Origin of the sequence: Streptomyces albus subsp. albus (genome assembly GCF_000719865.1) — a bacterium.
In the GTDB taxonomy this organism is placed as follows: Bacteria; Actinomycetota; Actinomycetes; order Streptomycetales; family Streptomycetaceae; genus Streptomyces; species Streptomyces albus_E.
In genome coordinates this window covers 1-13,520 of record NZ_JOID01000003.1, presented here as the reverse complement: position 1 = coordinate 13,520, position 13,520 = coordinate 1, and the positions used below count along the sequence as shown (strand labels likewise).

Below are 13,520 nucleotides of genomic sequence, written 5' to 3'. Positions count from 1 at the left end.
TGTCGCGGTCGTGGAGGCGGTGGACGAGGCCGACTCCGGCCACCGGCGGTGACAGCGGGGTGCGGGGTTGCCCCGGCCCCGGGCAGGAGACCCGGGGTCCACGGGCCCGGGATCCGCGGTCCGCCGGGCCGGCCGGGCGAGCCGAGCGGGCCGGCGTTTCCGTCAGCGGCCGCCCGCCATGCGCTCCAGCCGGGCGACGCGCTCGGCCATCGGCGGGTGGGTCGAGAAGAGTTTTGACACCGTGCCGGGGCGGAACGGGTTGACGATCATCATGTGGCTCGCCGTCTCCAGGCGCGGCTCGGGGGGCAGCGGCAGTTGCTTCGCCCCCGCGTCGAGCTTGCGGAGGGCGCTGGCCAGGGCCAGCGGGTCACCCGTCATCCCGGCGCCGGACGCATCGGCCTCGTACTCCCGGGACCGGCTGACCGCGAGCTGGATGAGGGAGGCCGCGAGCGGACCGAGCAGCATGATCAGCAGAAAGCCGAAGAGGCCCGGGCCCTCGTCGTCGTCGGTGCGGCCGAAGGGGATCAGCCAGGCGAAGTTCACCAGGAACATCACGACGGAGGCGAGGGCGCCGGCGACCGAGGAGATCAGGATGTCGCGGTTGTAGACGTGGCTGAGCTCATGGCCGAGGACGCCGCGCAGCTCACGCTCGGTGAGGATGCGCAGAATGCCGTCGGTGCAGCAGACGGCCGCGTGGCGCGGGTTCCGGCCGGTCGCGAAGGCGTTCGGTGCCTGCGTCGGGGAGATGTAGAGCCGCGGCATGGGCTGCCGGGCGGCGGTGGAGAGCTCGCGCACGATGCGGTACAGCTGCGGGGCCTCGAACTCGCTCACAGGCCGGGCGCGCATCGCGCGCAGGGCGAGCTTGTCGCTGTTCCAGTACGCGTAGGCGTTGGTACCGAGCGCCACGAACACGGCGACGACGAGGCCCGTACGGCCGAAGAGCCCACCGATCACGATGATCAGTGCCGACAGCGCGCCGAGGAGTACGGCGGTTTTCAGCCCGTTGTGCCGGCGGTGCACTGTACGCCCTCCTGGTGCTGTGGTGGGGAACTTGCCGCTGCGTGCTCCACCTTCCAGTGGCCCCGTTGTTCTCCCCGTCAACGCGGGGCGGGGGCGGTGAGTTCCCAGGTGGACGCCGGGGTGCCGGGGCGCCGCCGAGCCGGGCGCGGGGGCTTCCGGCCGTCCGCGGGCGCGGCGTGCCGGAGCTGTGCGCCCGGGGAACGCGCTCAGGCGCACGCCCCGGGTGCCGCGGTTGGGCGCACGACGGGCTTCCGCGCGGCGCCCTTCCCCGCCCCGCGCCGGGCGCGGGCAGCCGCGTCGGAGAAGCGGCCGTGGCGAGGACGGTCCGTGCGCGAGCGGGCAGACCGGTCCCGGCACGGGGGCGCGGGCGGCGCGGGCGGAGTCACCGGGCGCGGCGCCGGGCGGACGGCAGCGGTCTGTGTCCGCGCGGCTCGGCCCCGGAGCGGTCAGCTCACAGGAGGGCGGCGGTGGCGAAGCGCAGGACGAGCTGGGGCGCGCCGGAGAGGGCGATGCCCAGGACGGCGGCGAGGGCGATGGCCGCGGCGAGGGAGGCCGGGGCCCTCGGCGGCCGGGGCGGGGCGGCGGCCGGTGGGGCCGCGGGTCCTTCGCCTGCCGTCCGCTCGGTCACCGTCCGCGACGCCGCCGTGGTCGCCGCCGCCACGGCCGGCTCCGCGGCCGGCTCCGCCTCCGCCGCCGGTCCCCGGAAGAGCACCGCGGTCCAGCGGAGGTAGTAGTAGAGCGCGATCACGACGTTGACGGCCATGACGACCGCGAGCCAGCCGAGCCCGGCCTCGACCGCCGTCGAGAAGACCGCCACCTTGGCGAAGAGCCCGATGATCCCCGGGGGCAGCCCGGCGAGGGCGAGCAGGAAGAAGCCGAGGGACAGCGCGGCCAGCGGCCGGCCGGCCCACAGTCCCCGGAAGTCGGTGATCCGGCCCGCCGGGTGCGTCCGGGCGACCAGGGCGGTGACGCCGAAGGCACCGAGGTTCACCACCGCGTACATCAGGGCGTAGGCGACGGTGGTGCCGATGGCGTCGTTCGGGTCGTCCGTGTACGCGGCGGCGGCGATCGGCACCAGCAGGTAACCGGCCTGACCGACGGACGACCAGGCCAGCAGGCGGACGGCGCTGTGCGCGCGCTCGGGGCGCTGGCGCAGCGCGGCCGCGTTGCCCGCCGTCATGGTGAGCGCGGCGAGCACGGCGACGACCGGGCCCCAGACCTCCGCGTGGGAGGGGAACGCCAGGACGGCCACCAGGATCAGGCCGGAGAACCCCGCCGCCTTGCCGACCACCGACAGATAGCCCGCGATGGGCACGGGCGCGCCGACATAGGTGTCGGGCACCCAGAAGTGGAAGGGCGCGGCGGCCGTCTTGAAGGCGAAACCGACGAGGGTGAGGGCGACGCCCGCGGTGGCGAGGGTGGACAACTGCGCGGGCACCGCGTCGAGACCGTCCGCGACCCGCGAGAGGTGCATCGAGCCGGTGGCCGCGTAGACGAAACTCACGCCGAGCAGCATGACGGCGGTGGCGGCCACGGACGACAGGAAGAACTTGAGCGCCGCCTCCGAGGAGAGCCGGCTCCCGCGCCGCAGGCCGACGAGGGCGAAGGCGGGCAGCGAGGCGACTTCCAGGGCGACGACCAAAGTGGCCAGATCGCGGGAGGCGGGGAGCAGGGCGGCGCCGGCGGCGGAGGCGAGCAGCAGAAACCAGTACTCGCCGGCGGGGAGGCCGAGGTCCCGGACGGTGTGCACGGAGAGCAGCGCCGTCAGCAGCGCCCCGCCGAGCACCAGGAACTGGAGGGCGAGCGCGAACGGGTCGGCCGCGTAACTGCACGTGTCCGGCGCGGTCGTCAGGCAGAAGGTGCGCCGGCCGCCGTCGAGCAGCGGCAGCAGGGCCAGCGTCGCGAGGGCGAGGCCGCCGCACGCGAGGGCCCCGAGCAGCGGCTTGCGGCGTTCGGGCAGGAAGAGGTCGGCGACGAGCACCACGAGGGCGGCCCCGGCCGCGACGGCGGGCGGGGCGATCGCGAGCCAGTCGACGGACTGGACGAGGGAGGTCATCGGCTGCCTCCGGTCAGGAGCGTCTGCACGGCCGGATCGGTCAGGCCGAGGAGGACGGCGGGCCAGAGGCCGGCGAGGACGGTGAGGACGACGAGCGGCGTCCAAGCGGCGAACTCGTGGCCCCGGACGTCGGTGAACACGGCGGGCGCGGCCTCGCCGCCGTCGGGCCCGTCGCCCATGCAGACGCGGCGGACGACGACGAGCAGATACGCGGCGGTGAGCAGGGTGCCGAAGGCGGCCACCGACATGAAGACGAGGAAGGCGGGGCGGCTCAGGCCCTCGGCCGGCCGGAAGGCCCCGAAGAGGGTCAGCATCTCGCCCCAGAATCCGGCGAGTCCGGGAAGGCCGAGGGAGGCGACGGCGGCGAAGGCGAGCAGCCCGCCGAGGCGCGGGGCGCGGCCGTAGAGGGCGCCCCCGGAGACGCCGGCGAGGCGGTCCAGGTCGGCGGTGCCGTAGCGCTCCTTGACCGCGCCGACGAGGAAGAAGAGGAGGCCGGTGATGAGGCCGTGGGCGACGTTGGCGAACAGGGCGCCGTTGACGCCGGTGGGGGTGAGGGTGGCGATGCCGAGGAGCACGAAGCCCATGTGGCCCACGGAGGAGTAGGCGATGAGGCGTTTCAGATCGCCGCCCGCGCCGCTGCGGGCCAGGGCCAGGCAGGCGAGGGAGCCGTAGACGATGCCGGCGACGGCGAAGGCGGCCAAGTAGGGGGCGAGGGTGAGCATCCCGTCGGGGGCGATGGGCAGCGCGATGCGGACGAAGCCGTAGGTGCCCATCTTCAGCAGGACACCGGCGAGGAGGACGGAGCCGGTGGTGGGGGCGGCGGTGTGGGCGTCGGGAAGCCAGCTGTGAAGGGGCCACATCGGGGTCTTCACGGCGAGGCCGATGCCGACCGCGAGGACCGCGATCAGTTGCGTTGTGTGACCGATCGACGACCCGTTGTCAGTGGCGAGTGCCACCATGTCGAACGTGCCGCCGCGGAGTCCGAGAAGGAGGAGGCCCAGCAGCATCACGACGGAGCCGAGCAGCGTGTAGAGGATGAATTTCCAGGCCGCCCGCTCCCGGCCCTCGCCGCCCCAGCGGGCGATGAGGAAGTACATCGGGATCAGGACGGTCTCGAAGGCCAGGAAGAAGAGGAGGAGGTCGAGGACGGCGAAGGTGGCGAGGGTGCCGCCCTCCAGCAGGAGGAGCAGCGCGACATAGCCCTTGGCGGAATGGGCGGAGCCGGCGGAATCGGGCGAGCCGGCGGCTTCGGCGGCGGAAGCGGCGGAGCCGGAGGAGGCCCGGGCTCCGGCGGGCCCGCGGTAGTAGGCGTGCACCGCGCACAGGAAGGTCAGCAACGCGGTCAGGACGAGAAGGGGGAGCGAGACGCCGTCGACGCCCAGATGGATCCGGGTGTCCAGGGCGGGGATCCAGCTGACGTCCGTGGTGGCCTGCATCCGCGCCGGGTCGTCCCGGTCGAAGCCCGCGGCCAGGGCGATGGACAGCAGGAGGACGGCGCCGGTGACGGTGACGCCGTGGCGGAGCACGGCCTGCTCCGGGCCGCGGCCCTTGAGGCCGGGGGGTGCGGGGAGCAGGGCGGCGGCGGAGCCGAGCAGGGGGAGGAGGACGATCGCGACGAGGAGGTACCGCATCACGGTGTCATTGAGCAGGCCACTCACGGGTCACGCTCCGGTTCCGGTGGCGACGAGGACGGCGGCTACGGCCAGGACGACGGAGCCCGCCAGCAGGGCGCCCAGATAGCTCTGCACATTGCCGGTCTGGGCCCGGCGGACGGCCGCGCCCAGGAGGCCCGGTCCGGCGGCGGCACCCCGGACCCAGGTCTCGACGACCTCGCGGTCCAGGAAGCCCACCAGCCGCGCGGCGGCGCGGACGGGGCGGACGAAGACCGCCGAGTAGAGCCGGTCGAGGTGGAAGCCGGCGGCGGCGTGCCGGTGCAGCGGGCCGAGGAGGAGCCGCCCCGGGTCGGCCGGGTCGGGGGCGGAGGCGATGTCGCCGTACGCCGGTTCGTGGGTGGCGATGGCCTCGGCCTCGGACCGCGCGGGCTCCGGGGTTCCGGGGTGCGCGGCCACCGCCGCCACCGGGAGGGGGCGGGGCGCCGGGCGGGCGGCCAGGGCGGTGGTGTGCCGCCAGGTGGCGTAGGTGAGGAGGATGCCGACGAGGGCGAGACCGGTACCGAGGACGGAGGTGACCAGGGTCGGGGCGAGCGAGTCGCCGTCGAACCAGCGGGGCAGCCACCCGACGGCGGCGCCGAGCCCGGCGGCGGGAAGGAACAGCACCCAGAGGACGGCGTTCATGACGACCGGGGTGCGGGCGTGGTGCGGGGCCTCCGGGGCGAGCCCCGGAGCGGCGTCCGTCCCGGACTCCCGGCCTCGGCCGGGGGCGGAGACCTCGGCGGGGGCCGGACCGGGGGCGGAGCTCGCGGCGGGAGTGGCCGGCGGCCCGGGGTGCGCGCCCTCCTCGGCGGCGGGGACGGCGGCTGTCCCGGGCCGCGCGCCGTCACCGGCGTCGGGGTTGGCGGCGTCGGCGGCGGCGCGGGCGTCACCGCCGGCGGCGGCCGCGCCCGGCTCCGTGTCGCGGCCGGAGCCGGGGGCGGCGGCCGTGCGGGCGCCGGGGACGCCCATGAGGAGCCAGAGGCGGGTGGCGTAGGCGGCGGTGAGGAGGGCGGTGAGCAGGCCGGCGGCGAGCACGGTCCAGCCCGCGGCGGCCGGGATGCCCGGGGAGTCCCCGAGGGCGGCGTGCTCGGCGGCACCGAGCACGGCCTCCTTGGAGAAGAAGCCGCTGAACGGCGGAACGGCGGCCAGGGCGAGCAGCGCCACCGTCATCGTCCAGAAGGCGTCGGGCGCGCGCCGGCGCAGCTCCGGCATGCGGGACATGGCGGCGAGCGAGTTGGTCCCGGCGACGTGGATGAGCACGCCCGCGCCGAGGAAGAGGAGAGCCTTGAACGCGCCGTGGGTGAGGAGGTGGAAGACGGCGGCGCCCCGCTCGCCGACGGCCAGCGCCCCGGTCATATAGCCGAGCTGGCCGAGGGTGGAGTAGGCGAGGACGCGTTTGATGTCGTCCTGCGCGAGCGCGGCGAGCGCGGAGCCGGCCATCGTCACGGCGGCCATCAGCCCGAGGACGGTGAGCGCGACGGCGGAGGAGGTGAAGACCGGCAGCAGCCGGGCGACGAAGTAGACACCGGCGGCGACCATGGTCGCGGCGTGGATCAGCGCGGAGACCGGCGTGGGGCCGGCCATCGCGTCGGGCAGCCAGGTGTGCAGCGGGAACTGCGCGGACTTGCCCGCCACGCCCGCGAGCAGCAGCAGCGCGATCAGGGTGGGGTGCTCGAGCCCGTCACCGGAGGAGGCGGCGGTGAGGATGCCGGTGATGCGGAAGGTGCCGGCCTCGTCGGCGAGCGCGAACAGGCCGATCAGGAGGGGGACGTCACCGAGCTTGGTGACGAGGAACGCCTTGAGGGAGGCGGCGCGGGCGGCCTCCGTCTCCCAGTAGTGGCCGACCAGGAAGTACGAGCAGATGCCCATGACCTCCCAGCCGACCAGCAGCACCATCAGATCGCCGGAGTAGACGACGAGCAGCATCGCGGCGGTGAAGAGGGAGACCAGGGCGGCGTAGGAGGCGTAGCGGGGGTCGTCCCGGAGGTAGCCGGCCGAGTAGAGCTGCACGCAGGTGGCGACGGTGCCGACGAGCACGGCCACCAGCACCGCGAACCCGTCCAGGTGCAGGGCGAGGTCGATGGGGACGGAGCCGGTGGGCGTCAGCCGGGTCCCGGCGTCCAGGGCCTCGCCGCCGCCCTGGCGCACGGCGGTGAACGCGGCCAGGACTGCGGCCGCGAGCGTCGGCAGCACGGCGAGGGGCTGGACGAAGCCGGGGGCCCGCCGGCCGAGGAGCAGGATCGCCACGGCGCCGAGGAACGGCAGGAGGGGGACGAGGACGGCGAGGGTCGTGGTCGTCACGCGGCGGCCTCTGCCTTCTGTTCCGGTGCCTGCTGGGTGCCGTCCGCCGCCGCGGCGGCCGCGGCCCCGTCCGGGTCCGTGTCCGGGTCGGGGCCGCCGGAGTCGGCGGTGTCCCGGAGCCGGTCGATGTCGGAGCTGCCCCGGTTGCGGTACACGAGGAGGACGATGGCGAGGCCGATGCCGATCTCGGCGGCGGCGATGGTGATGGTGAAGAGGGTCAGCGCCTGCCCGGCGTGCAGGGTGTCGCGGAGCCAGACGTCGAAGGCGACGAGGTTGAGGTTGACGGCGTTGAGCATCAGCTCGACCGACATCAGGACCAGGATCGCGTTGCGCCGGGCGAGGACGCCGTAGAGGCCGGTGCAGAAGAGGAGGGCGTCCGCCGTGCCGGTGTCCGCCGTGCCGGTGTCCGCCGTGCCGGTGTCCGCCGTGCCGGTGTCCGCCGTGCCGGTGTCCGCCGTGCCGGCGCCTGCGCCGCCTGCGTCCGCCGTGCCGGCGCTGTTGCCGACGCTGCCGGGGGCGGCGCTGTTGCCGGTGCTGCCCTTGCCCGCGCCGCCGTCGGCCGCGCTGCCGCTGGGGCCGGCGCTGGTCCCGTCACCGTTCCGGCCCCGGGCCGAGGTGCCCGAGGAGCCCGAGGGCTTGCCGCGCGACGGGGCGGAGAGGCCCGCGGTGCGGGCGGCGGCCGGCGAGGTGGCCGGAGTGCCGTTGCGGCGGGAGAGGACGATCGCTCCCACGAGGGCGGCGAGCAGCAGCACGGACAGCGCCTCGAACGGCAGCACCCAGTGGCTGAACAGCATCCTGCCGGAGGCCTCCGTGCTGCCCCGCGCGGGCCCGTCGAGGTCGATCCAGGTGGTGCGGAAGGCGTCGGCGACCACCCAGACCAGGGTCACCGCGGCCACCGACGCCACCGCCAGGGCGACCGGGCGGTTGCCCGAATCCGCGTCCGGGGAGCGGCCGATGGGAGCCCGGGTCAGCATCAGCCCGAAGAGCAGCAGGACCACCACCGAGCCCACATAGATCAGCACCTGCACCCAGGCGATGAACTCGGCCGTCAGCAGCAGGTACTCGACGGCCAGCCCGCCGAGCGCCACCACCAGCCAGAGCGCGGCGTGCACCAGTTGCCGGGTGGTGACGGTGACGACGGCCGCGCCCAGGGTGACCAGGCCGACCAGCAGAAAGGCGATCTCCACGCCGGACGGCGACAGGAAACCCCGGGTCTGGGCGGATGCGGCCGCGGACACCGCGGCCGGCGCGGCGGCCCGCAGACCGGCGTACGCGTCGGCGGCCAGGGTGCCGGCGGCGAGGAGCGCCGGACCGGTCCCGGTCATGCGCCGCCCTCCCGCCGCTGTTCCGGCTGCCCCGGCTGCTCTCCACCCGCCGCCTCTTCGGCCGCCGCGATCTTGTCGGCCGTCCTGCGCGCCGCCGCGACCTCCTTCGGTTCCTCGGCCGCCGCGTCGAGCGCCGGCGGAGCGGGCACCGTCCACATCCACTCGCGCAACTTGTCGCGCTCGTGAGTGAGTTCGAGGATGTCCGTCTCGGCGTACTCGAACTCCGGCGACCAGAACAGCGCGTCGAAGGGGCACACCTCGATGCAGATACCGCAGTACATGCAGAGTGCGAAGTCGATGGCGAAGCGGTCCAGCACATTGCGGCTGCGCTCGCGCCCGCCCGGCGCGGCCGGGGGCACCGTCTCCTTGTGGGAGTCGATGTAGATGCACCAGTCGGGGCACTCGCGGGCGCAGAGCATGCAGACCGTGCAGTTCTCCTCGAACAGCCCGATCACTCCACGCGAGCGGGGCGGCAGTTCGGGCTGCACGTCCGGGTAACGGGCGGTGTGCGCGCGCCGCGTCATCGTCCGCAGCGTCACGGCCAGCCCCTTGGCGAGGCCGCTGCCCGGCATGGGGGACATCAGGAAATCACCACCTTGACGACACCGGTGAGCGCGATCTGCGCGAGCGCGAGCGGGACGAGCACGGTCCAGGCGAGCTTCTGCAACTGGTCCTCGCGGAGCCTCGGATAGCTGACCCGCAGCCAGATGACGACGAAGGCGAGCAGCCCCGTCTTGAGGAGTGTCCAGACCCACCCGAGCCCGGCGTCCGCGAAGGGTCCGTGCCAGCCGCCGAGGAAGAGGACGGTCGTCAGCGCGCAGAGCACGACGATGCCCGCGTACTCGGCGAGCAGGAACAGTGCGAAGCGCAGACCGGTGTACTCGGTGTACGCGCCGAAGATGATCTCGGAGTCGGCCACCGGCATGTCGAAGGGCGGCCGCTGCAGCTCCGCGAGCCCGGCCGTGAAGAAGACCAGCGCGCCGGCGATCTGCCACGGCACCCACCACCACTGGAAGCCGTCCAGGATGCCGGTGAGGGACACCGTCCCGGCGGCCATCGCCACGGAGGCGGCGGCCAGCAGCATCGGCAGCTCGTACGCCAGCAACTGGGCGGCCGTGCGGAGCCCGCCGAGCAGCGAGAACTTGTTCGCCGACGCCCAGCCGCCCATCAGCGAGCCGAGCACGCCGACGCCCAGCACCGCCAGCACGAAGAAGATCCCCGCGTCCAGGGACTGGCCGACGGCGTCCCCCGGTCCGACCGGGATGGCGACCAGCACCAGCAGATACGGCAGCAGCGCCACGGCGGGCGCGAGCCGGAAGACGCGCCGGTCGGCGTTCGCCGGGACGATGTCCTCCTTCTGCGCGAACTTGACGCCGTCGGCGACGAGTTGAGCCCAGCCGTGGAAGCCGCCGGCGTACATGGGGCCGAGCCGGCCCTGCATATGGGCCATGACCTTGTGTTCGGTCTGGCCCACCACGAGCGGCAGCACGAGGAACGCCACGAAGACCGCGAGCAGCCGCCATACGACGTCGAGCACGTCGGTCACGAGTCGCCTCCCGCGGAGTCGGGGCCGGTGCCGGGCCTGCGGTCCCGGCCGGGCTTCTGTTCGGGGTGCTCCGGTCCGGGGGTCCCGTGCTCGGGGCTCGCGTGTCCGGACGTCCCGGGTCCGGACTCCGCGTCCGGCGTGCTCTCGCCGCCCGTCGGGCTCGGTTCGTCGAAGGCCGGACGGGGGTTGAGCCAGGGCGCGTCCGTGGAGCGCGGCGCGGGCTTCCGCCCGGCGGACTCCCCCGCCGGGCCGCTGCCCGCCGCGCCGGCGGTGCCGCGCGGGCCGCTCTCCGGCGTGCCGGCGTCCCGGGCGGGCTCGCCGGTTCCGGCCGCGGGCGTGGCCGTCCCGTCGTCCGGGGCCTTCTCCCCCGGGCGTCCGCCTCGCCGGCTCGCCGAGCCCTCACTCGCGCCGCTGGTCCGGCGGGGCGGTCGTCCGGCCGCCGGGCCCGGGGCGGCGTCTCCTGTCGCTGCCGTCTGTCCGGCCACGGATTCACCGGGGGCCGCGCCACCGGCCGTGGCACCCTCCGGCGCTCCGCGATCGGCCTCCGCGCCACCCGGCTTCGTACCACCGGCCCTCGCACCACCCGCCGGGGCACCACCGCCGCCCGGCGTGGCAGCACCGCTGTCCGCGCCGCCGCCCGCGGCCGTCTCCGTCTCCGTTGCCGCCGCCCGCTGGCTCGCGGAGCCCGCGCTCGCGCTGCGCGCGCGGCGCGGCCTGCGCTCGGCCGCTCCCGGGGCGGCCGCCCCCGGGCCCGCCGCACCGCCCGCGCCCGCCGCACCGGCGCGGCCCGCGGCCCCCGCCGCCCGCGCGCCACGGGCGGCGCGGGTGGGAGCCGGGGGCAACTGGCCCTTCAGCGGGCCCCATTCGTTCGGGTCGGGCACGCCCGGTGGCAGCATCTGCCGGCGCTTGGGCCCGCCGTGTCCGGACTCGCCCGGCTCCTTGGCTCCCGGCCACGCCTTGGCGACCCGGGCCGCCAGCACGAAGTCCTTGCGCAGCGGGTGCCCTTCGAAGTTCTCGGGGAGCAGCAGCTTCGCCAGTCCGGGGTGGCCGGTGAAGCCGATGCCGAACATCTCGTGCGTCTCGCGCTCGTGCCAGGCCGCGCCCGCGTACACGCCGGTGGCGGTGGGCAGTTCGGCCGCTTCGTGCGGGACGGTCGTCCGGACGAGCAGCCGCCGCACGCCGGCGCCGGAGGCGGTGTCGGGCAGGGCGACGAGGTGCGCGGCGACCCGGAAACCGGTGCCGGGCTCGTCGACGGCGCTCAGCCAGTCGAAGTACGTGCAGCGGAGCGCGTCCCGGGCGATCTCCAGGGCGAGCAGCCAGGAGGCGGCGGGCACGTCCACGGTGAGCAGGTCGTACGCGTCCACGGCCGTCGCCCCGGCGCCGAACAGCTCCTCGGGGTCCCCGGGCAGCCAGCCGGCGGGGGGCTGCCCGGCGGCGGCGCCCGCCGCGCCCGCCGCGCCCGTCCCGCCTGCCCCGCCCGCCGTGTCGGGCCGGTTCGGCTCGGTCATCGGCCGTCCTCCTCGGGGGTGGCCGGCGGCTGGACCAGTCCGCCGCGGAGCCGGTCCGCCGTGGGACGGCGTCCGGCGGTGGTCCCGGCGCCGGGCCCGTACCGCTCGCCCAGCGACTCCCGCGCGATCTTCTCCTGGAGTTTGAGGATGCCCTGGAGCAGCGCCTCCGGCCGGGGCGGGCAGCCGGGGACGTAGACGTCGACCGGGATGATCTGGTCCACGCCCTTCGTCACCGCGTACGAGTCCCAGTACGGGCCGCCGCAGTTGGAGCAGGCGCCGAAGGAGATCACGTACTTCGGCTCGGGCATCTGTTCGTACAGCCGGCGTACCGCGGGCGCCATCTTGTCGGTCACCGTGCCGGAGACGACCATCAGGTCGGCCTGGCGCGGGCCGGGCGCGAAGGGGATCACGCCGAGCCGGATGAAGTCGTGCCGGGCCATCGAGGCGGCGATGAACTCGATGGCGCAGCAGGCGAGTCCGAAGTTGAAGACCCAGAGGCTGTAGCGGCGGCCCCAGTTGAGGACGACCTTCATCGGCTCCGGCGCGAGCCGCGAGAGCACGCCGAGGCGGCGCGGCTCGGGCAGGAACTCGGGGCCTCCGGCCGCGCCGCTTCCGTTTCCGGCCGTACCGCCGCCGTTTCCGGCCGTACCGGCCTTGTTCGTCACGTCCATTCCAGGACGCCCTTCTTCCAGGCGTACAGCAGGCCGACGGCGAGGAAGCCGAGGAAGACGAACATCTCGGCCAGGGTGACGCCGCCGAAGCCCGGCGCGGCGAAGATCGTCGCCCACGGGAACAGGAAGATCGAGTCCACCGCGAAGATCACGTACAGGAAGGCGTAGACGTAGTAGCGGACCTGGGTGTGCGCCCAGCCCTCGCCCACGGGGTCGACCCCGCACTCGTACGTCAGCAGTTTCTCGGGTGTCGGCACCACGGGCCGGAGCAACCGTCCGGCCGTGAACGCGACGACGACGAAGAGCACCCCGGCCGCGGCGAGCACGCCGACGACCGCGTAGCCCTCGAAGTAGTCCGCCGCCAACTGGACAGGTGCCGTGCGTACGGTCGGCTCCAGCACGTCCGCCCCTCGTGACTCGGCTGCGTTGTCTCCATGTCGTCCGGACGTCTCACCGGCGCCGTCCGCACTCTCGCGGCGCTCTCTGACGGCGCCCGTACGGGCGCCCTCCCGGCCGGTCGTCCGCCCGTCCGACGATCTGTACGCAGGGAGTCTAGGGCCTGCCCGTCCGCGTGTGAGCAGCCCGTACCGCACGTGGTGGGGGAACGGTGGGGTTGTCCCCACCCCGGCACCCCGGGCTTCCCCATGGCGCGGGCCCCTCCGCCTCCGGCAGGCTGAGCGCATGACCTTCAGTTCCCCTCCCCGCGCCGCCGGCCGTCCCGGGCGCCGGGGAGGACGTGCGGACGGAACGGGCCGGGGGGACGCGACGGGCCCGGGGAGCCGGGCGGAGGGAACGGGCCCAGCGAGCCCGGCTCCCGCGGACCGGGTGGACGGCGGACGCCTCCCGTCCCCCGGTTTCGCGTACGGCGCGCGCACCTGGCGGGAAATCACGCATCTCCTCGCCAATCTGCCGCTGGACCTGGCGGGGTTCGTCTACGTGTCGGTGTGGCTGTACGCGGGCGCGGCGCTCTCCCTGACGGTGGTCGGCCTGCCGATCCTGGCGCTCGGACTGCTGGGGGCACGCCAGTTCGGAAAGCTGGAGCGGGCGCGGGCGCGGGTGCTGCTGGGCCTGACGGTCGAGGAGCCGAGCCCCATCCGGGGCCGTGCGCACGGCGGTTTCCTCCCCTGGCTGTGGGCCGCCCTGAAGGATCCGGTGGGCTGGCGGACCGTGCTGTACTCGCTGATCAGGCTGCCGTGGGGGGTGCTCACCTTCACCGTCGCCCTCGTCTCGCTCTTCGTCGCCTGGCCCGTGCTGGGCTGGACGGCGCGAGCGCTGACGCACGGCGACCGCGCGATGGTGCGGGGTCTGCTGTCGCCCTCGGACGAACTGGAGCGGCGCATCGCCGAGCTGGAGTCGGGGCGGGGGGCGGTCATCGACACCGCCGCCGCGGACCTCCGCCGCATCGAACGCGACCTCCACGACGGAGCACAGGCCCGCCTCG

General features: G+C 74.9%; 11 protein-coding genes and 1 pseudogene. 1 reads left to right on the top strand and 11 read right to left on the bottom strand.

Annotated elements, in window-relative coordinates; all coding sequences use genetic code 11:
* Positions 1 to 162: 162 nt before the first annotated feature.
* The 11 genes and pseudogenes from htpX to IF83_RS0103510 all read right to left on the bottom strand — a co-directional run bounded on the left by htpX (position 163) and on the right by IF83_RS0103510 (position 12,480).
* Positions 163 to 1,020 carry a zinc metalloprotease HtpX gene (gene htpX / locus IF83_RS0103560; protein ID WP_030542538.1) on the bottom strand — a complete coding sequence of 286 codons (858 nt, stop codon included), beginning with the start codon at positions 1,018 to 1,020 and terminating at the stop codon, positions 163 to 165.
* Between the two features lie 451 nt (positions 1,021 to 1,471).
* Positions 1,472 to 3,076 carry an NADH-quinone oxidoreductase subunit N gene (locus IF83_RS0103555; RefSeq protein ID WP_030542537.1) on the bottom strand — a complete coding sequence of 535 codons (1,605 nt, stop codon included), beginning with the start codon at positions 3,074 to 3,076 and terminating at the stop codon, positions 1,472 to 1,474.
* A complete protein-coding gene (locus tag IF83_RS0103550) occupies positions 3,073 to 4,707 on the bottom strand; it encodes a complex I subunit 4 family protein (protein ID WP_030542536.1) in 1,635 nt (544 codons plus the stop codon). The genes IF83_RS0103555 and IF83_RS0103550 overlap by 4 nt, the downstream gene beginning before the upstream one ends.
* A 30-nt stretch (positions 4,708 to 4,737) precedes the next feature.
* On the bottom strand, positions 4,738 to 7,029 hold the full coding sequence (locus tag IF83_RS34520; RefSeq protein WP_244176814.1) for an NADH-quinone oxidoreductase subunit 5 family protein: 2,292 nt from the start codon (positions 7,027 to 7,029) through the stop codon (positions 4,738 to 4,740).
* Positions 7,026 to 7,343, bottom strand: a complete 318-nt coding sequence (gene nuoK / locus IF83_RS34005; protein WP_244176834.1) for an NADH-quinone oxidoreductase subunit NuoK — start codon at positions 7,341 to 7,343, stop codon at positions 7,026 to 7,028. The genes IF83_RS34520 and nuoK overlap by 4 nt, the downstream gene beginning before the upstream one ends.
* Positions 7,344 to 7,583: 240 nt before the next feature.
* Positions 7,584 to 8,354: pseudogene (locus IF83_RS34000) on the bottom strand (NADH-quinone oxidoreductase subunit J family protein); the annotation flags it as partial.
* Positions 8,351 to 8,935: a NuoI/complex I 23 kDa subunit family protein gene (locus tag IF83_RS0103530; protein WP_030542534.1), complete on the bottom strand. Its 585-nt coding sequence runs from the start codon at positions 8,933 to 8,935 to the stop codon at positions 8,351 to 8,353. The gene IF83_RS0103530 and the pseudogene IF83_RS34000, both read right to left, overlap by 4 nt.
* Positions 8,935 to 9,900: a complex I subunit 1/NuoH family protein gene (locus IF83_RS0103525; protein ID WP_030542533.1), complete on the bottom strand. Its 966-nt coding sequence runs from the start codon at positions 9,898 to 9,900 to the stop codon at positions 8,935 to 8,937. Before IF83_RS0103525 ends, IF83_RS0103530 begins: the two co-directional genes overlap by 1 nt.
* Positions 9,897 to 11,408 (bottom strand): NADH-quinone oxidoreductase subunit C, encoded by a 1,512-nt coding sequence (locus IF83_RS0103520; RefSeq protein WP_078843137.1) that lies wholly within the window; start codon positions 11,406 to 11,408, stop codon positions 9,897 to 9,899. Before IF83_RS0103520 ends, IF83_RS0103525 begins: the two co-directional genes overlap by 4 nt.
* Positions 11,405 to 12,079: an NADH-quinone oxidoreductase subunit B gene (locus IF83_RS0103515; RefSeq protein ID WP_030542531.1), complete on the bottom strand. Its 675-nt coding sequence runs from the start codon at positions 12,077 to 12,079 to the stop codon at positions 11,405 to 11,407. Before IF83_RS0103515 ends, IF83_RS0103520 begins: the two co-directional genes overlap by 4 nt.
* The gene (locus tag IF83_RS0103510) at positions 12,070 to 12,480 is read right to left on the bottom strand and encodes an NADH-quinone oxidoreductase subunit A (protein ID WP_030542530.1); all 411 of its coding nucleotides are present in this window, start codon (positions 12,478 to 12,480) and stop codon (positions 12,070 to 12,072) included. The genes IF83_RS0103515 and IF83_RS0103510 overlap by 10 nt, the downstream gene beginning before the upstream one ends.
* Before the next feature lie 424 nt (positions 12,481 to 12,904).
* On the opposite strand from IF83_RS0103510, the gene IF83_RS0103505 reads away from it, so the two are divergent.
* Positions 12,905 to 13,520 (top strand): sensor domain-containing protein (locus IF83_RS0103505; protein ID WP_037678567.1); only part of this gene is annotated, 616 nt, incomplete at its 3' end.